The organism is Streptomyces sp. PSU-S4-23 (genome assembly GCF_055632315.1).
Genome location: NZ_JBVMUU010000002.1, coordinates 2,965,929 through 2,985,102 on the forward strand (window position 1 = coordinate 2,965,929; position 19,174 = coordinate 2,985,102).

A 19,174-nucleotide genomic window follows, 5' to 3' on the forward strand; every position below is an offset into this window, starting at 1 on the left:
GGGCGGTGCCGGCGGGGGGTGTGTGCCGGCACTGCCCGGGCGCGGCCCACGGGGTGATGTGGGCGGTCTACGGGGTGATGAGGCCGGCGATCGCGCCGACGGTCGGATCGTCGAAGAGCTGCCTGATCCGCAGGCGCACACCCGAGCGCTCGTGGATGTCGTTGATCAGCCGGCTGGCCAGCAGGGAGTTGCCGCCGGAAGTAAAGAAGTGCTGCTCGACGCCGACGTCCCGGATGCCGAGAAGCTCGGTGAACAGCTCGGCCACCAGGATCTCCCCCGTCGTGGCCGGTTCACGTCCCGCGCGGGCCACCTGGGACTCGGGCCGGGGCAGGGCCCCCCGGTCCAGCTTCTCGTTGGCGGTGAGCGGCAGCCGCTTCAGGACGACGAACGCGCTCGGCACCATGTAGTCGGGCAGCGCCGACTCGGCCTGCGCGCGCAGCTTGTCCAGGTCGGGGGCCGTGTCGTGCGCGGAGACCACGTACGCCACCAGTCTTTGGTCGCCCGGAGTGTCCTCGCGGACGAGGCAGACCGCCTGGCTGAGCTGCCCGTCGCGCAGCAGAACGGACTCGATCTCCCCCAGCTCGACCCGGAACCCCCGGATCTTGACCTGGTGGTCGAGCCGGCCGAAGAACTCGATGACGCCGTCGGCCCGCCAGCGTGCCGCGTCCCCGGACCGGTACATGCGGGCGCCGGGCCCGCCGTACGGGTCGTCGACGAAGCGCTCGGCGGTCAGGTCGGGCCGGCCCAGGTATCCCTCGGCCAGTTGGACACCGGCGAGGTACAGCTCGCCGGTCACCCCGGGCGGCAGCTGGCGGCGCTGCTCGTCGAGCACGTAGAGACGGGTGTTCCATACCGGCCGGCCGATCAGCACCGGGCCGGGCTCGGGCTTCTTCGGGCACAGCATCGAGGTCACGTCCACGGCCGCCTCGGTGGGGCCGTAGACGTTGAACAGATCGGCGTCGAGGACCGAGGAAAACCACGCCTGCAGTTCGGCGGGCAGGGCCTCGCCGCCGCACACCACACGGCGCAGGCTCGTACAGGCGGCGGCGCCCGGCTCCCGCAGGAACACCTTCAGGCCGGAGGGCACGAAGTGCGTGATGGTGATGTTCTCGGTGACGATCGTCTCGGCCAGGTACGCAGGGTCGCGGTGCCCGTCGGGGTCGGCGACCACGATCGACGCCCCGGCGAGCAGCGGCCAGAACACCTCGCGCACGGTCACGTCGAACCCGGCCGGCGTCTTCTGCAGCAGCCGGTCGTCCGGGCCCAGCGGAATCTGGTGCTGCATGTGGTGCAGTCGGTTGGTGATGGCACGGTGGGCGACCACCACGCCCTTGGGGCGTCCCGTCGAACCCGAGGTGTAGAGCACGTATGCCGGGGAGTCGGGGGTGAGCGGTGCGCGCCGGTCGGCGTCCGTGGGCGGGGCGGGGGTGGCCGCCGCGAGCCGGGCCACGGCGTCCGGGGCGTCCAGGACCAGCTGCCGCGCGGACACCAGGACCGAATCCGTCAGCTCCCGCACGGTCACCACATGGGTGACCCCGGCGTCGGCGAGGACCTGGTTGATGCGTTCCACCGGGTAGCTCGTGTCCACCGGCAGATAGGCGGCGCCCGTCTTGACGATGGCGAGGGCGGTGACGACGTAGTCGACCGACCGCGGCAGCACCATGGCGACGATGTCCCCGTGGCCAGCGCCGTCAGCGATCAGCAGCCGGGCGATCCGGCTGGCGCGCCCGTCCAGCTCGGCGTAGCTGAGACGCTGGTCACGGTGGCTGAGGGCGGTCCGCTCCGGGTGCGCCGCGGCGTTCGCCTCGACCAGCTCGGGAAGCGTCAGGGTGGGCACCGGGTGTGCGGTGTCGTTCCACACGTGCATGATCTGGTGGTGCTCGGCCGGCGTGAGCAGTTCGATGCCGCCCACCTCGGCCGTCGGGCCGGCCTCCAGCAGGCGCCGGGTGAAGTGGCTGAGTCGGTCGGTGTGCGCCGCCACCTCCTCGTCCCTGTGGCGCTCCGGGTTGCCCCGCGCCCGGGCGTTCAGGTGGCCGTCCGCGTCGAGGGTGAGGACGAGGGCGAGGTCGTCCACGGCCACCGGGCCGCCGTCGAGGAACACCTGGGTGCCGACGGGCGTGGCGGGGGCCTCGGCCGCGACCGGGGATGTGCGTGCCGCGCGGACCCGCTCCACCAGCTCGGCCAGGGTCGTCGTGGGCTCGACGGACAGCCTGAGCGGCCCGGGCAGGCCGGCCACCGTGAGCGCCAGGTCCCCTTCCGAGGTCAGCCGGTGGACGTAGGCCGCCGCGCAGGCGAGGGCGTGGTCGGCCCAGTCGGCGGCCGGCGACGCGGTGACGTCGTCGAGGAGGATCCCTCCCGCGGACGTGGTCCGCGGTGCTTGTGTGTCGTGCACGGTCATGCGCCACGCTCCAACAGGAATCGGTGTACGGCCTCGGCCACGTCCGGGGTGTCGAGCAGAGCCGCGGTGTGCACGGGGAAGCTCTGCACGGCGCGCGCGTCCACGGCGCCCGGACCGCCGTCGGCCGAGGTCAGGGCGAGCGCCGTGGCCCAGCCCGGCTCCGGGTTCAGCTGCCGGGCCGCGTGCAGGTAGGAGACGTAGGACCGGAACAGGCCGAGCAGGTCCTCGCTGGTCTCCTCGTCGAAGCCGAGCAGGTCGAAGGCGGTGCCCGCGACGGTCTCGTAGGCCTTGACGACCTGGGCCGCGATGGCGGTGAAGTCGTCGTCTCCGGCCGTCACGCGGACGACCTCGGCGATTGCGCCGGAGCGCTCCTGCTCGGGGACCACCGTGAGGGTGTCGACGGTCTTGCGGAAGTCGCGGTACAGGCTCAGCCGGTCCACCGGCTCGGGGTCGAGGAGCAGCAGGGCCGGCCGCTCCCCCTGCTCTTCGGCGATCTCGTCGGCGAGGGCGGCGGCGAACACGGCGCCCACGCAGTAGCCCATGACGGTGTCGATGTGCCGCGGGCCCTCCGGGAGCCTGCGCCACCGGCTCAAGTAGTCGGCCGCCGACAGCAACTCGTGCTCGGACTCGGCGGGTTGGGTGGTCTGCCAGATCTCCCGGCGCGGCGTCAGATGCGCGGCGAGGCGGCGGAAGTCGGCCTCGGGCCTGCCGGTGGAGTCGAAGTCCACCGCGAGGACCGTACGGGCCGGGTCGCCCTCGCCGATCCTGCGCCAGCTGTCTGTGCTCATCGCGGTTCGCCTTCCGGGTTCTCCAGCAGCTCGGCCTCCTCGGCCGGAGTGAGCCCCGCCTCGCGCTCGCGGTCGAGGCCGAGGTGACACTCGTGGGCGAGAACATCGGCGACGACGTCCTCGATCGGGCGGTGGGTGAGACCGGCCGCGACGGCTCGGGTGTGGTCGTGGGCCATGAAGCCGCGGTCCTCGGGGGGCACCCACAGCGGCAGCGACCTCGGTCCCCGCCACACCTGCACCCCGGCCCGGTCCAGGTGCTCCTCGGCGACCGGGACGAGTTCGGTGTCCGGTGCGCCGACCGTCTTGACGATCAGGTCGAGCAGCTCGCCGAAGGGCAGGCTCGGGCCGACGCCGTTAAAGGTGCCTCCGACGCCTTGTTCGCCCGCGTCGACGATCCACGCCGCGAGATCGCGTACGTCGACCAACTGCGTGGGCTGCTCGGGGACGTCCGGCACGGCGACGCGGCCGCCGCGGGAGATCCGCGCGGGCCAGTAGCCGAAGCGGTCGGAGACGTCGCCGGGCCCCACGATGAGCCCGGAGCGCACGACCAGCGCCCGTTCGCCCAGGGCGGCGCGCACCGCGTTCTCGCAGGCGACCTTGATGCCGCCGTAGAGATGCGGGTGCTCGATCCGGGCCAGCGCCGCCGCCCCGGACTCGGCGGGCTCGTGGAGCGCCGCGTCCTCGTTCTGCCCGGCGGTGACGGCGTCGGCGTACACGTTGATGGACGACACGAACGTCCAGTGCCGGGTGTGCGTGCCGAGTACCCGCAGCGCCTGCTGGACCCACGGGTAGGACATGGTGGCCACGTCGACCACCGCGTCGAAGTCCTGGCCCGCCAGCGGGGCGAGGCCGTCGGGGGCGTCCCGGTCGACCTTGACGAGCGTGGCGCCGTCCGGGACGTTCCCGGAGGTGCCGCGCGCCGCGCAGACGACCTCGTGCCCTCGGCGTACGGCTTCGTCGGCAATGGCGTGCGAGAGGAAGGCCGTACCGCCCAGTACGAGGGTCCGCACGGTCAGGCACCCCCGTGGGCAACGGGGCAGCCGGTCATGGCCGGCTCCTCGGCGGTGGCGTCGGCGGCGCGGGGCCGCAGACGCTCGTACGACACCGGCAGCTTCGCCAGGCCGCGGCTGACCGAGTTGTCGTACACCCACTCGGTGTCCGCCGGGTCGATGGCCAGGATCAGGCCCTCGAGCCGGCGCAGCAGCGTGGGGAAGACGACGTGGCCCTCCAGGCGGGACAGCGGGGCGCCCGGGCAGAAGTGCGGGCCGTGGCCGAAGGTGAGATGGCGGTTGTTGGTGCGGGTGATGTCCAGGCGGTCGGGGTCCTCGAAGATGTTCGGATCGCGGTTGGCGGCGGCGATCAGCAGATGGACGAACGCCTCCTTGCCGATGGAGACGTCGCCGATCTCCATGTCCTGCGCGGCGACGCGCAGGGTGCCGCGGTAGCTCGGTGACTCGTAGCGCAGGAACTCCTCGACCGCGGAGACCACCAGGTCGGGCTGGGAGCGCAGCAGGTCGAACTGGTCGCGGTGGGTGAGCAGGGCGTGGACGCCGTTGCCGATGAGGTTGGTGGTGGTGCGCTGGCCCGCGATGATCACCAGCGACATCGTCGAGGCGATCTCGTCGATGGTGAACGTGCCCTCCTCGTCGGCCGCGCGCAGGAGCTGGCTCACCAGGTCGTCGCCCAGGTCGGAGCGGCGGGCCTCAAGGAGATCCAGGATGTACTGCTCGAAGGCGGAACTCACCTGCTTGAGCCGGTTGTTGGCCTCCTCGTCGGCGTACGGGGCACCGCCGAGGATCTTGGACCAGTCGTAGAGCATCTCGCGGTCCGAGACGTCCACACGCAGGTACTCGAAGATGACCATGACTGGCAGGACGCGGGCGAACTCCATCAGGTCGATCTCGCCCGACTCCGGGAACGCGTCGATGAGGTCGTCGGCGATCTCCTGGATGCGCGGGCGCAGCTTCTCCATGCGGCGCGGAACGAAGGACTTGCTGACCAGCTTGCGCAGCCGCGAGTGTTCCGGGGCGTCCGCGATGAGCATGTTGCGGGCCTGCACGGGGCTGTTGTCGAAGAGCTGGTCGCGGAACCACTTCGGCGCGTTGTCCAGGGACTTGGAGATACGGCTGTCGCCGAACGCCTTCAGCGCCATCTCGTAGTCCGACACGATGTACGCCTCGGCGCCGGGCGGATGGTTGATGGCGCGCACGGGGCAGGCGGACCGCAGCTGCGCGTAGGTCGCGTTCCGGTCGTCGATCGGATGAGTGAAGAACTCCGGGGGCAGCACGTCTGTCATGACAACTCCTTGGTGGTGGTTCGGTTCACGTCAGGTCCTGGACCGAGGCCAGGGTCCGGATGCCCTTGGTCAGGGTGGGCAGGGCACCGAGGGTGGCGATGGCACCGATGGTGGCGAAGACCCAGACCGGGCCCGCGGCCTGGAAGACGGCGCCGATCGCGAGGACGCCGAGGGGCGAGACGATCGTGGAGCTGAAGACGATCGCTCCGAGGACCCGGCCCTGGAGCTCGTCGGGCACGACTTTGGCCGTGTAGGTGAGGAACAGCGCGTTGATGATCGGGCCGCGGATGTAGACGCAGGCGACGACGATGCCGAGCGGTACGACCCCGGGCACGGTCACGAGGAGCACGGCGGCGACCGGCCCGATCCAGTAGCCCGCGATGAACACGGCCGACGGACGGACCCGCTTGATGACGAACTGCGCCATCAGCGCCCCGGCCAGCCCGCCGGAGCCGGCGATCGCGAGGGTCAGCCCGATGAACGACTCGGACGCTCCGCGCGCGGTCCCGGTGGCGATGACGGCCAGGGAGATCCCGGTCGTGTTGAACGCCAGGTTGGACAGCGTGACGCTGACGATCAGCGGACCCAGCACCGGGTGCTTCGCCAGGTAGCGGAAACCGCCGAGGAGTTCCTTCTTCCCCCCGGCCACCGCGAGCGGTCGTGGCGTCCTGCGGACGAAGAGCATCAGCACGGTCGAGACCCCGAAGGAGATGCTCGCGCCGATGAACGGCAGCACCCGTGTCACCCCGTACAGGGCACCGCCGACGGACGGCCCCACCGTGATGGCGCCGAACCACCGGATCTGGTTCTGCGCGGTCGCCTGCGCAAGCTGGTCGGGCCGCACCAACTGCTTGATCATCGCCATGCCGGCGGGCATCGACAGGCCGAAGCAGGCCGCCGACACGATGGCGATGCCGAGCGTCACGACCACGTTCACCGCGTCCGCGAGGACCAGCAGGGTGAACGCACCGAGCAGTGCCGCCCGCAGTAGGCTGCAGCCGATGAGCAGCTGCTTGCGGTCCATCCGGTCGGCAAGGATGCCGCCCCAGAAGGACATCAGGCCCTGCGCGAGCAGCTGGGACGAGCCGACGAGTCCGGCGGCGGCCGCCGAACCCGTCGTGGTCAGGATGAGCAGCGGATAGGCGACACCCGCGGCCTGCTCGCCGACACCGGCGAACGCCTCGCTGCTCCACAGCGCCTGGAAGGACCGGTTGCGCAGCAGCGCCGGCCCGGCGGACGGCCCGGGCGCCGACTCGGGTACGTCGGCCGCGGTGGCCGTTGTCCGGTCACTCGCCATCGTGCCGCTCCTCGACCGAGTCGTCGGCCAGCAGGCCACTGAGTTTCGCGGCGAGATCACCCACGTGGGGCTCTCGCAGCATCGACCAGTGCTCACCGGCCACTGGCACCACGGTGACGTCGGGCCCGTACAGTCCCTCAAGGCCGAGCCGCAGCCGCAGGGCCTCCCCGGCGCCGACGCCCACCTTGAACACCGCGGTCGGGCAGCTGACCGGACGGGGCCGGTAGCGCGTCAGGGCACGGAACTTGTCCAGCAGCAGCCCACGCAGCGCCGGGTGGCGCCGGGCCTGCGCCCCCGCCTCACCCACTCCGAGTGCGGCCCAGGCCATGAGCCGCAGGTGCCCCAGCACGAACGCGGGGTCGGTGCCGATGCGACGGCCCGCCTGGCCGGGCATGTACGCGTCCAGGCAGACGAGCAGGTCGACGCGTGCCCCGCGCCGCGCCAGTTGGCCAGCCATCTCATGGGCCACGACGGCGCCGAAGGACCAGCCGCCGATGGTGTACGGGCCCTCGGCCTGGAGCCCGGTCAGCGTCTCCACGTGGAACGCGGCGATCTCCTCGATCCGCGCCCCGTCGACACCTCTGGGCTCCAGCCCCAGCACCGGGCGCGTCGTGTCCAGGCCGTCGGCCAGGGCGAGGTAGCTCAGCGTTGAGTCAGCCGCGTCCGCCACCAGGAACACGGGCCTGCCCGCGCCCTCACGCAGCCGTGTGAAGCGCGGCTCGGGCGGGGTGGCCGCCTCGGTGACGGCGGCCTCGGGCACGGTCTCCTCGAAAGGCCCGTCGCCCAGCTGCTCCTCCGCGACCCGGCGCAGGTGGCCGAAGGTCGGCTCACGCATGAACTCGGCGACGGGGACGACGACGTGAGCCTTCTCCCGTAGCTGCGTCATCAGGTTCAGCACCACCAGCGACTCACCGCCGAGGTCGAAGAAGTTGTCCGGGTCGGAGGCCGACGTCACGCCCAGCGACCGGCACCACAGCTCCTCCACCCGGCGCCGGGCCGCGGACCCCCGGTCGGCGCCGTCGGCCCGCGCGGTGTCCGGGCGCGGTGCCTCGGTCCCGGGGTCCTGCTCGGCGAAGGGGTGGCCCGGCAGCGAGCACCGGAGGGCGGTGTCCGGCGCGCCGTCGAGGGCCGCCCCGGCCGCGGCCAGGATGGGGCCGGCGACGTCCAGGCCGCGCTCCCACAGCGCCCCGAGGCCGCGCAGCAGCCCGCGCTCCTCGTCCTGCTCCCTGCCCAGCAGCGGCACCGCGACGCGGGCCGGGTCCCACTGGGGGGCGAGGCGCAGCGCGCCCAGCATCGTGCTGCCCGGGCCGAGTTCGACGAACGTGTCGCAGTCGGAGCCGAGCAACGTCGCCATACCGGCGTCCAGCTGGACGGGCCTGCGCACATGCGCACCCCAGTAGTCGGGGCCCGACACGGCGTCGGGGTCGGCCCAGTCGCCGGTGACGTTGGAGACCACGCGCAGCTCGGGCAGCCGGGTGGGCATGGCCGAGATCAGCTCCGCGAGACGGTCGGCCACGGGGGCCTGCAGTTCGCAGTGAGCGGCCCGGTCGACGTTGAGCGGCTTCAGGTCCAGGCCGGCCAACGCGTCGCCCTCGATCAGCTCCGTCATGGCCTGCGCGGGGCCGGAGAGCACCACGCCGCCCCGGCTGAACATGGAGACGGTCACCTCGTCGCCCAGCCGCACCCTGCGGGCCACTTGCTCCACGGGGGCGTTGACCGCGAGCATCCGGCCGGGTGCCGTGGCCCGCAGCCCTTCGGCGCGCTCGTGGACCAGGACGGCCGCGTCGGTCGGCGACCACACTCCGGCGAGCGCGGCGGCGGCGTACTCGCCGACGCTGTTGCCGAAGAGCGCCGTCGGCTTCACCCCCCACTCCTGCAGCTGCCGGGCGAGTGCGTAGCCGAGCGTGTAGAGCCCCAGTTGCTGGTGCGCCCAGTCCTCGAACCACTCCGGCGCCACGGGTGCGCCGGAGATCACCGGGGACAGGTCGATCCCGAAGCGGGCCCTGGCGAAGCCGGCGATCTCGTCGAAGTGCTCACGGAACACCGGCAGCAGCCGGTACGGGGCCGCACCCGCCGGGTGCCGCAGCACTCCGTGCCCGGGGAAGAGGAACGCCACCTGTGACAGCGACCGCCGCTGCGGTGCGCGCACACCGCGCAGCAGCCGGGCTGCTTCGGCGTGGTCGCGCGCGACGACACAGGCCCGGTGCGGATGCTGCCTGCGGTCCGCCAGCGTTCGTGCCACCGCGTCGAGCGCCGGCGCGGGTTCGGCTTCGAGCCGCTCGGCGAGCTGATGGCCGTACCGTCCGAGGGCTTCGGGCGTGGCGGCGGAGAGCAGCAGTGCCCGGGCCGACGAGCCCTCGGCGGGTGCCGGGGGCAGGGGCGCGGCGGCGAGGACGACATGGGCGTTGGTGCCGCCCACGCCGAAGGCGCTGACCGCGGCGACGGGGGTCCGGCCCGCGGGCCACGGGCGGCTGTCGACGCACACCTCGAAGGGCGACGTGTCCAGGTCGAGCAGCGGGTTCGGCTTGGTGTAGTGCAGTGTCGGCACCAGTTCCCGGTGTTCGATCATCAGCACCGTCTTGATGAACCCGGCCACCCCAGCCGCCGCGCTGGTGTGGCCGATGTTGCTCTTGACGGAGCCCAGCCAGGTCGGGTGGTCCTGCTGTGCGGTGCCGAACACATCGCTCAGGGCCGCCACTTCGACCGGGTCGCCCATGGGGGTGGCCGTGCCGTGGCACTCAATGTGATCGATGGCGCCCGGCTCGACCCCGGCGACCCGCTGGGCGTGCCGGATCACCTCGCTCTGGCCGGGAATAGAGGGCGCGGTGAAACCCAGCTTGTCCGAGCCGTCGTTGTTGAGGGCCGAGCCCCGGATCACCGCGGCGATCCGGTCGCCGTCCCGCAGCGCGTCCTCCAGACGCTTGAGGACGACCACCCCCACGCCCTCGCTGGGCACCGTGCCAGCGGCCTTCTCGTCGAAGGGGCGGCAGTGGCCGTCGGGCGAGAGGATGCTGCCCTGCTCGTGCAAATAGCCCCACTCGCCGGGCGGCGACACGGTGACACCGCCGGCCAGCGCCGCATCGCACTCGCCGGTCAGCAGCGCCTGGCGCGCCATGTGGATCGCCGTGAGTGACGTGGAGCACGCCGTCTGCACGGTGATCGCGGGACCGCGCAGTCCGAGTTTGTACGCCACGCGGGTCGCCACGAAGTCCTTCTCGTGGCTCACCATGCGGACCAGGGGGCTGAGGTCGCCGGAGCTGTCGAGCAGGGTCCGGTCGGACCCGGCGTACACCCCGACGCGTCCCTCGAACCGGCCGGCGTCGAGCGCAGCGTCGTCGAGGGCGGTCGCGGCGCATTCGAGGAACACCCGCTGCTGCGGGTCGATGTGCGCCGCCTCGGCCCGGTTGTAGCGGAAGTACGTCCAGTCGAAGTTGCGCGAGCCGTCGAGCACGCCCTTGGCCGGTACGAACTCCGGGCGCCGCACGAGTGAGGGGTCCGCGCCCTTGGCGAGCAGGGCGTCGATGTCGAACCGCGTAATGCCTTCACGCCCGTCGCGCAGCAGTTGCCAGAACTCGCGTACGTCGGCGGCGCCCGGGTAGCGGCACGCCATTCCGACGACGGCTATCGCTTCGGTGGGCCGGGCCACCGCCACCGTCCCGTTCACTGGTCGTCCGCCCTTCCGAGTTCCTCCACGAGGTGGCGCACATGGGCAGCGGTGGGGGTGAGCAGGAAGTCGCGCAGCCGCAGCGTCAGACCGAACTCCTGCTTGACCAGGCGGATCAGCTGGACCGCGCCCAGCGACGTGCCGCCCATCGCGAAGAAGTCGGTGTCGGCGTCGACCGGCCCGGCGGTCTTCCCGGAGCGGTTGCTCGTGCGCTCGATGGCCGTGGTGAACAGTTCGGCGATCCGCGTCGCCACGTCGTCGGCGGGCAGCTGCGCGGCGGGCGCCGCCGGGGCGGGAGCCCGCCCCGCGGCCGTGGCCACGGCGGCCAGCGCCTTGCGGTCGACCTTGCCGTTCGCGGTCACGGGAATGCGGTCGACGAGCGCCCACAGCGTGGGCACCATGTAGTCCGGGAGCGAGGCGGCCAGATATCTGCGCAGCTCGTCCGTGCCCGGGGCGGCACCGGGGTCCGGCACCACGCCCGCCACGAGCCGCTTCTCGGCGCTGTCGGCCCCGGTGACGACCACCACGCAGTCCTTGACCTGTGGGTGTCCCGTCAGCACATCGCTGATGGCGCTCAGTTCGATGCGGTAGCCGCGCAGCTTGACCTGGTCGTCGGCGCGGCCGAGGAAGGCGAGCCGGCCCCGGGTGTCGAGGCGTACGACATCGCCGGTGCGGTAGAGCCGCTCGGGCACGTCGGGCGAGAACCGTCCAAAACGCCGCCGGGTCTCGGCCTCGTCGCCGATGTATCCGTCGGCCAGTCCCTCGCCGCCCGTGTACAGCTCGCCCACGGCGCCGGGCGGAACGAGCCTGGCCCGCTCGTCGAGGACATGGACGTGGGTGCCGGGCATCGGGGTGCCGATGGGGAGGGGTCCCGACACGTCCTCGGGACGGGTGACCGTGTGCGTGGTCGTGAACGTGGTGTTCTCGGTGGGCCCGTAGCCGTTGGTGACAACCAGGTGGGGGTGGCGGGCCAGGGCACTGGCGACATGGTCGTGCGGTACGACGTCACCGCCGGTCAGCAGCTGCTTCAGCGCGCCGAACGAGTCCGGCGCGAACTCCTCGACCAGCCGGAACAGGCCCGCCGTCAGCCAGGCGACGGTCACTTCCCGCTCGACCAGGAAGGCGCCCAGCTCGCTCGGGGAGGGCAGCGAGTCGGCGGGATAGATCTCCAGCGTGGCGCCGGTGAGGAGCGCGCCCCACAGTTCGAGCGTGGAGGCGTCGAAGGGCAGCGGCGACAGCCGCAGCATCCGCTCGCCGGGGCCGGTGCGCACGTAGTCCGCCTGGTGGACCAGGCGGATGACGGCGCGGTGCGGGACGCTGACGCCCTTGGGCTGCCCGGTGGAGCCGGAGGTGAAGGCGACGTAGGCCCGGCGTCCGCTGTCGGCGGCGGAACGCCCGGTGCTGTCCGCCGCGTCGGCGGAGTCGGCCCAGGCAGCCTCCCAGGAAGTCACGGCCGCCACGTCCCGCAGCGCGGGGTGGTCCGCCTTGTCCGCCGGGACGATCACGGCCGCGGGCGCGGCCTTGGCCACGATCAGTTCGGTGTGCGCGAGGGGCAGGCCGAGGTCCACCCCGACATAGGCGGCGCCAGCGAAGAGCGCGCCGAGGACGGCCACGGCCTCGGCGACGGAGCGCTCTACCCCGACAAGGACGGTGTCACCGTCGCGGACACCCGCCTGCCGCAGCAGCCGGGCCTGCCGGTCGGCCGCCCGGGTCAGCTCCGCGTAGGTCAGTTCGACGTCTCCCTCGCGGACCGCGACCGCGTCGGGCGAGCGCCGCGCCACCTGGCGGAACAGCTCGTCCATGGAGGTGGCCGGGAACTCCTCGCGTACGTCGTTGACCGCGGCCAGCTGCGCACGGCGCTCGGCGGACAGGCAGCGCACGTCCTCCAGTACCGTGTCCGGGGCGGTCGCCAGCGCCTCGGTGGCGGCGCGGAAGTCGGCGATGAACCCGTCGGCCTCGCTCTGTGTCCATACGGCGGTGGCGTACTCGACATGGCCGGCGAGCGTCGGTTCGGCCTGTCCCACCAGCAGGGTGAGGTCGAACTGCGCGCCGCCGCCGTGCCCTTCCTCGATCCGGACGTCGAGCGCGGAGGTGCCCAGACACTGGGGAACTAGCTGGTCGTGCATGCCGAAGCACACCTGGACCAGCGGGTGGCAGCCCACGCTGCGCTCGATGCCGAGACGGGCGACCAGTTCCTCGAACGGCACCTGCCCCGCGTCGATGCTGAGCGTCAGCGAGTGCTGCACGGAGCGCAGGTAGCCGGCGACCGACGCCGAGTCGTCGATGTCGATCCGCACCGGAACGAGGTTGCCCGCCACTCCGACGAGACCCTCGAGTTCGGAGGTGTCCCGGCCGAGCAGCGGTACGCCGACCAGCAGACTGCGCACCCCGGTGGTGCGGCCGAGCGTCAGCGTGAACGCGCCGAGCAGCAGGGCGAACGGGGTGATGCCCAGGGCACGGGCCGTCTCGGAGACGGCGGCGCTGGCCGGACCGCCCAGGTCGAGGGGCCGGCGGTCGCCCGCCGCGTCCTGCACCGCGGGGCGCTGCCGGTCAGCGGGCAGCTCCAGGACGGTTGGCACGGAGTCCAGGTGCCGGGTCCAGAAGTCGGTCTGCCGGTCCCACAGACCGCCCGCCCGCTGCTCCTCCTGACGCCGGATGAGGGTGCCGAGGGGGACGCCCCGGCCGAAGTCCGCGGGGGTGCCGCCCGACAGTTCCTCGTAGTGGGCGAGCAGTTCCCTGAAGAGCAGGCCCACGGCCCAGCCGTCGAGCACCATGTGATGCGCCGTCAGGACGACGGCCTGGCGGCCCGACGCGTGGGTGAAGTACAAGAAGCGCACGGCGGGCGCGGCCTTGAGGTCGAAGGGGCGCCGCGTGTGCGCCTGGGAGGTACGGCGTACCTCCTCCTCGAAGCCGGCGGCCTCCCCGGCGCAGACGATGCTGGTGAACTCCGCGGTGTGTTCGTCCAGCACCGTGCGTACCACGGCGCCCGTGGCCTCGTCCTCGGTGAAGACGGTGCGCAGCCCCTCGTTGCGGGCGACGGTGCGGGCGATGGCCTCCTTGAAGACCTCGACGTCCAGGTCCCCCTTCTCGACGAAGGCGGTGAACACCAGGTTGTAGGGGGAGCCGCCGGTGATGCTCTCGATGAGCCACATGCCCCGCTGGGTGCGGGACAGCCCGCTCTCGTGCGGCACCGCGTCGGCGGCGGCTACGGACTCCCGCGGCGCGGCCTCCACCTCGGCACCGGCCAGGGCGGTGGCCAACGGCTCGCCGCCGAGCAGGGCCTTCATCGGGATTCTCACGCCCAGCTGTTCCCGGGCCAGGGCGGCGAGCCGCATGGCGCGCAGCGAGTCGCCGCCGAGTTCGATGAAGGAGTAGGCACCAAAACTCGCGCTGTCCGCGTCCGTGTCCAGGACCGCGGCAGCAAGGTCGTCAAGCGTCATCGATCAGTCTCTTCCCACGGGTACGAGGAGTGGTCGCGGTTGGCGCGAGATACGCAAGCCCGAGGTCAGCCGCGGGCGGCGCCGAGGATGCGGTCGCGGGCACCGGCCCCGGCGGCGGGCGCGCCGGGCCCGGCCGGAGCGGCGAGGAGTCCGGCGTGGCCGCGTACGGTTCCCGCGCGGAAGAGGTCCATGGTCCTCAGGGCCTGGCCGGAGGCCTGGCTGAGCCGCTCGACGAGCATGATGAGCAGCAGGGAGTCGCCGCCGGCGTCGAAGAAGCTGACGTCGTCGCCCACCTGGTCGTCGGTCCTGAGGACCTCCTGCCACAGGGAGCGGACGAGCTCGATGCGGGCCTCGGGCGTGGACAGGTCTACGGCAGCGAACTGGTCGGTCACGGTTTCCTCCGGAGAGTCGACGAGTTGGATGGCACAGCGCTGAAGGTCTGCGAGGAGGGCGGCGACGTCGCCCCGGTCGTAGAGGGCCTCGATGAAGTCGGCGGACAGCTCCAGCTGCCGGGAGCCGGACTCCTCGGTCACGGTGACGAACAGGCCCAGGTCGTACTTCATGTGCAGGGAGGGCAGGGGCTGGACGCGGCCCACCACGTCCTCGGCCAGGTGCAGGTCCGCGGGCACCTCCGCCATGTTCACCAGCACCGCGGACAGCGGCGGCCAGATGACGTCCCGCTCGGGACGCAGGCCGGCGGCGACGGCGTCGAGCGGCACGTCGGCGTCGACGAAGGCCTCCATGGCGGCCAACCGGGTGGTGCGGAGGAGCTCACGCCAGGTGGTCGCCTCGTCGAGGGTCACGCGGATCATGGCGGTGTTCATGAACATGCCGATGGCGTCGGCGTGGGCGGGATCGTCACGGCCGGGCCACCCGAAGGCGAAGAGGAAGTCCCGCTGGTCGCCCGTGCGCGCCAGGGAGGCGGCGAACAGGGCCGTGCCGGCCATGAACGGGGTGCAGCCCTCGGCCTCGGCCACCGCCAGCAGGTCCTCGGTGAGGCCGGCGTCGAGCCGGAGGGCGGCGCTCGCCCCGGACAGCGAAGGGTCGTCGGTCTGCCGGCGGAAGGGGATCCGCACGTCGACGGGCACACCCGTGAGCCGTTCGAGGACCGCGGGCAGCCGTTCCTCCGTCTCCTCAGGTCCCGCCATGGTGACCACCTCGCTGGGATGCGGGGGCGTGCTCAGGCGGGGTTCGGCACCGGCGACGGCGGCCCGGTACACCTCGGCGATCTCCGCCATGAGCAGCGTGCGCGACCAGCCGTCGCAGACGATGTGGTGCACGGTGAACACCAGCAGCGTGGTCCCGGCATCGACGCGGATCACCTCGGCCCGGGCGGGTGCCTCGTCGGCCAGGTCGAAGGGCGTGTAGCACAGGAGGTCCACGAGCCGGTCCAGCTCGTGCGCGGACCAGCCCTCCGCGACGGCGTCGAGGAAGCCCGCCTCGGCGGGCGGGGCGTCCGTGCGGTACTCGATCCGCTTGTTCCAGGCGTCGAGCCGGAAGCGGGAGCGCAGCGCGGGATGCCGGCCGAGGACCCGTCGTACGGAGGCCACGAGCAGGTCGTGGTCCACCGGTCCCGAGAACCGCACGACGGTGGGGATCAGACTCGTGGGGCGCAGGTGCTCCACCCGGTCCAGGACCCACAGCCCCTTCTGCGCCGGATTGGCTTCGTACCACTGGGGCTCAGCGGGCCGCCGGATGGGCGGGAGCATGTCTTTCGCCGTTTCCATCGGATCCCCTCAGGAGCGCCGGCGCGCGGTGATCGGCACGTGCTTGTAGCCGGACGCGAAGTTGGAGACGAGCCGCTCGGGCTTGCCGGCCGGCTCGAAGTCCTCGTAGTGGGCGAAGAGTTCCTCGAACAGCACGCTGACGGTGATGCGGGCGACGCTGTGCCCGACGCAGTAGTGCGGGCCGATGCCGAACGCGAGGTGCTTGTTGGGCTTGCGCCGGATGTCGAAGGTCTCGCTGTTCTCGAACACCTCCTCGTCGCGGTTGGCGGAGCCGAGCCAGGCGACGACGGCGTCACCGGCGGCGATCCGCGTACCGCGCACGACCGTGTCCCGGGTGGCGTAGCGCAGGACATGGTTGACCGGTGAGGCCCAGCGCAGCGCCTCCTCGTAGGCCGTCCCGTTGACCTCGGGGTGGGCCGCCCAGTCCGCGATCACGTCGGTGCCGGTGAACTCGGCGAGGAAGAAGGTGGGGGCGTGCGGGGTGGTGACGTTGGCGCCCAGCAGCAGGCTGTAGCAGTTCGCGACGATCTCGCTCGCGGACATGTGCCGGCCCTCGAAGCGGGTGGAGATCAGCACACTGAGCAGGTCGTCACCGAGGTTGTCGCGGCGGTGCCGCATGAGGTCCTGGAAGTAGCCGAACAGCTCGCGGTGGGCCGCCTGCAGCGTCGCCTCCTTGCCGCCCGGATCCTGGAACTCCGGGTCGTCGGCGGCGATGCACACCGTGGTCAGCCTGCTCAGCCAGGCCCAGTCCGCCTCCGGCAGCCCCATCATCGTGCCGGTGACCGACATCGGCAGCGCCAGCATGGCCGTGCCGAAGTCGAACGCCTGGCCCGAGCCGAGCGGTTCGAGGAGGTCGACGACCTTCCCCCGGATCGTCTCCCGCTGGCGGTCCACCGTCTTCACGGCGAGGGCCTTCTTCAGCCGGGCCTGCCGTTCGGTGTGCCGGGGCGGGTCCGTGACGGCCAACTGCTGCCCGCCGGCGGGGTCGTCAGTGCCGAGCAGGTCAAGCAGGGTGCCCCGCTCGGAGGTGAACGTGGCGGAGTCACGCAGCACCAGATCGGTGTCGGCGTACTTCACCACGGACCAGAAGCCCCGCTCGTCGTCCACCTGGTGCCAGCTGAGCCCGTCTTCCTGACGCAGCTGGCGCCAGATCTCGTAGGCGTCTCCGCTGCTGTAGAGGGTGGGGTCGATGAGATCGGCTGATGCCGCGTCGACTGGGCAGCGGGAGGATCGAGTTTGGTGCCTGGAGATGGCCCGACTCCTTTCACGGAAGCATCGCGTTACGGACGGCGGACGGCACAGGCCGGCCCGGGCGCCGGACGGAGAGAAAGCACGCCGCCCGCGAATTCGGAGAGGGCGGGGGAGTCGCGAGAACCGAGCGGTTCACCGCCCGCGACCGACACAGCTGGACCGTATCCCCTGGCCGCCCGCACCGGGCAAGCGGCGACGGTCCAGGACCCGACTACTTAAGGAACTTGCCATTCTGGTTCCGGTGCGCCGGCCATCTGCTGAACCCGGTCGCGCACCTGCGTAAGCTCCCGATTCAGCTCGCACATCCCACTTCCGCGGATGCCGCCGCACAACCCGTGGGCTGCGCGTTCGCATCAAGAAAAACTCTGAACCATTTCGGCAAGTCGACCTTGCAAGGGAGCATGACCATGCGTTACCGCACGCTCGGCGGGACCGGCATGGAAGTGAGCGCGTACTGCCTCGGCACCATGAATTTCGGTTTCGTCGCGAATTCGGACCACGAATCCTGTATTCGCATCGTCCACACGGCTCTCGACCAGGGAATCAACTTCGTCGACACCGCGGACATGTATGCGGCGGGCGAATCGGAAGTCATCGTGGGCAAGGCGCTCAAGGGACACCGCGACGACGTGGTGCTCGCCACGAAGGTGCACTTCCAGATGGGTGAGGGCCGCAATCGCAGCGGCAATTCACGACGCTGGATCACCCAGGCGGTGGAGGACAGTCTCCGCCGGCTGCAGACCGACTGGATCGACCTCTACCAGGTGCACCGCCCCGACTACTCCACCGACGTGGAGGAGACCCTCGGGGTCCTCACCGACCTCGTCCGGCAGGGCAAGATCCGCGCCTTCGGGTGTTCGTCCTTCCCCGTGGAAGACATCGTCGACTCACACCATGTGGCCGAGCGCCGCGGCCTGATGCGCTTCCGTACCGAGCAGCCTCCGTACTCGCTGCTCGCCCGTGGCATCGAGGCCGATGTGCTGCCCGCCTGTCAGCGCCATCGGATGGGCGTGCTGACCTGGAGCCCGCTCGCCTTCGGGTTCCTGTCCGGCAAGTACCGCAAGGGCGACGCCATCGACCTCACCCAGGGCCGCCCCGCGGTCGTGCCCGCGCGTTTCGACCCGGCGCTGGCCCAGAACACGGCGAAGTTCGACGCCCTGGAGCAGCTGATCGACCTCGCCGGCGACCTCGGCTGCACGCTGCCCGAACTCGCTCTGGCCTTCGTCACCACGCACCCCGCTGTGACCTCCGCGATCATCGGCCCGCGCACCACGGACCACCTCGACAGCGCTCTCAAGGGCGCTTCGCTCGCCCTCGACGACGCGGTCCTCGACCGGATCGACGAGATCGTCCCGCCGGGCACCGACCTCTACGACCCGCTCGCCTCCTGGCCGCCACCGGCCCTCGCGACTCCCGCGCTGCGCCGCAGGCCACTGGAGGACCGGGCAGCGGCCTGACGCGCCGGCGCCGTTCCGCGTTCCGGCCGTCAGCCCGGTACGCCGACGCCGTCACATCTCATGCGCCCATGGGGCGATCACCCCACCGACACCGACTGGAAGCCGAGGTAATCCGAGATGAGTCAGGACGAGCAGCCGTCCGGCGACCACGCCGCCACGCCCGCGCGTACGCCCATGGCCCCCATGGAAACCTTCGAGCGCTCCGCGGCACGCTCGATGCCGTGCCGCCACCACACCTGGGACCACAGCCCGGGCGGAGAGAGCTGCCCCTTCACCACCGACCCCATCTCGCTCGGACTGTGACACGCGGCGGACCCACACCGCGCTGAACCCCACACCAAGGAGATTCCATCGTGAGCCAGGACGAACTCTTGGCGCGCTTGGAGACGGCCGTGGTCGACGCGTACTCCCTGTACCGCATCGCCCTGGGACACACCCCGCGCGGATCCGTCCTGCGAGACGCGGCTCTGACCGGTGACATCCGTCTGGTCGTGCCCGCGTTCAGCTTCGGCGTCGCCTGCGCCATGCGTACCTGCTGGGACGAGGAGTGCGACGAACGGCACCCGCCTGGCGCCGGGGCGACGATCCGCCGGTTCCTCGGCGGCCGCGGCGTCGAGGCCGCCGAACCCACGCCGGAGGCGACGGTGGCGGCCGGGCAGTTGTACGCGGACTGCGCCCAGCACCGTGTCACCGGCGCCGAGGTCCTCGCCGCCTGCCACACGGTGGTGCTGGCCGGCGATCGCGGGACGCCCCTGGTCTCGGCGGCCCGGGCGTCGTACTGCTATCTGCCGCTGGCCGACCGGCGACCGGGCCTCCGTATCGACTACGTCTGACACCGTCACCCGACCCGGTCCGA

The 19,174-nt window shown here is 71.8% G+C and carries 12 protein-coding genes; 3 read left to right on the forward strand and 9 right to left on the reverse strand.

Annotated features, from left to right (window positions below):
• Window positions 1-67 precede the first annotated feature (67 nt).
• The 9 genes from ACZ79I_RS14075 to ACZ79I_RS14115 form a co-directional block, all read right to left on the reverse strand.
• Window positions 68-2,398, reverse strand: coding sequence for an amino acid adenylation domain-containing protein (locus ACZ79I_RS14075; RefSeq protein WP_471497456.1), 2,331 nt, complete (start codon window positions 2,396-2,398; stop codon window positions 68-70).
• Window positions 2,395-3,186 (reverse strand): hypothetical protein, encoded by a 792-nt coding sequence (locus ACZ79I_RS14080; RefSeq protein ID WP_471497458.1) that lies wholly within the window; start codon window positions 3,184-3,186, stop codon window positions 2,395-2,397. Before ACZ79I_RS14080 ends, ACZ79I_RS14075 begins: the two co-directional genes overlap by 4 nt.
• Window positions 3,183-4,196, reverse strand: a complete 1,014-nt coding sequence (locus ACZ79I_RS14085) for an NAD-dependent epimerase/dehydratase family protein (protein ID WP_471497459.1) — start codon at window positions 4,194-4,196, stop codon at window positions 3,183-3,185. The genes ACZ79I_RS14080 and ACZ79I_RS14085 overlap by 4 nt, the downstream gene beginning before the upstream one ends.
• A gap of 2 nt (window positions 4,197-4,198) precedes the next feature.
• The gene (locus ACZ79I_RS14090) at window positions 4,199-5,482 is read right to left on the reverse strand and encodes a cytochrome P450 family protein (RefSeq protein ID WP_471497461.1); all 1,284 of its coding nucleotides are present in this window, start codon (window positions 5,480-5,482) and stop codon (window positions 4,199-4,201) included.
• Window positions 5,483-5,507: 25 nt separating this feature from the next.
• Window positions 5,508-6,779: an MFS transporter gene (locus ACZ79I_RS14095; RefSeq protein ID WP_471497463.1), complete on the reverse strand. Its 1,272-nt coding sequence runs from the start codon at window positions 6,777-6,779 to the stop codon at window positions 5,508-5,510.
• Window positions 6,769-10,443: a type I polyketide synthase gene (locus tag ACZ79I_RS14100; protein WP_471497465.1), complete on the reverse strand. Its 3,675-nt coding sequence runs from the start codon at window positions 10,441-10,443 to the stop codon at window positions 6,769-6,771. The genes ACZ79I_RS14095 and ACZ79I_RS14100 overlap by 11 nt, the downstream gene beginning before the upstream one ends.
• Window positions 10,440-13,883, reverse strand: a complete 3,444-nt coding sequence (locus ACZ79I_RS14105) for a non-ribosomal peptide synthetase (protein WP_471497466.1) — start codon at window positions 13,881-13,883, stop codon at window positions 10,440-10,442. The genes ACZ79I_RS14100 and ACZ79I_RS14105 overlap by 4 nt, the downstream gene beginning before the upstream one ends.
• A gap of 65 nt (window positions 13,884-13,948) precedes the next feature.
• Window positions 13,949-15,610: a condensation domain-containing protein gene (locus ACZ79I_RS14110; protein WP_471497468.1), complete on the reverse strand. Its 1,662-nt coding sequence runs from the start codon at window positions 15,608-15,610 to the stop codon at window positions 13,949-13,951.
• Between the two features lie 9 nt (window positions 15,611-15,619).
• Window positions 15,620-16,717 (reverse strand): cytochrome P450, encoded by a 1,098-nt coding sequence (locus ACZ79I_RS14115; RefSeq protein WP_471497470.1) that lies wholly within the window; start codon window positions 16,715-16,717, stop codon window positions 15,620-15,622.
• 551 nt (window positions 16,718-17,268) lie between these two features.
• Between ACZ79I_RS14115 and ACZ79I_RS14120 the strand changes: the two genes are divergently transcribed.
• The 3 genes from ACZ79I_RS14120 (at window position 17,269) to ACZ79I_RS14130 (ending at window position 19,151) form a co-directional block, all read left to right on the forward strand.
• Window positions 17,269-18,318, forward strand: a complete 1,050-nt coding sequence (locus ACZ79I_RS14120) for an aldo/keto reductase (protein WP_471504945.1) — start codon at window positions 17,269-17,271, stop codon at window positions 18,316-18,318.
• Window positions 18,319-18,435: 117 nt separating this feature from the next.
• Window positions 18,436-18,621: a hypothetical protein gene (locus tag ACZ79I_RS14125; RefSeq protein ID WP_471497472.1), complete on the forward strand. Its 186-nt coding sequence runs from the start codon at window positions 18,436-18,438 to the stop codon at window positions 18,619-18,621.
• A 50-nt stretch (window positions 18,622-18,671) separates the two neighbouring features.
• Complete coding sequence (locus ACZ79I_RS14130; RefSeq protein ID WP_471497473.1) at window positions 18,672-19,151, forward strand: hypothetical protein; 480 nt, start codon at window positions 18,672-18,674, stop codon at window positions 19,149-19,151.
• The last annotated feature ends 23 nt before the right edge of the window (window positions 19,152-19,174 follow it).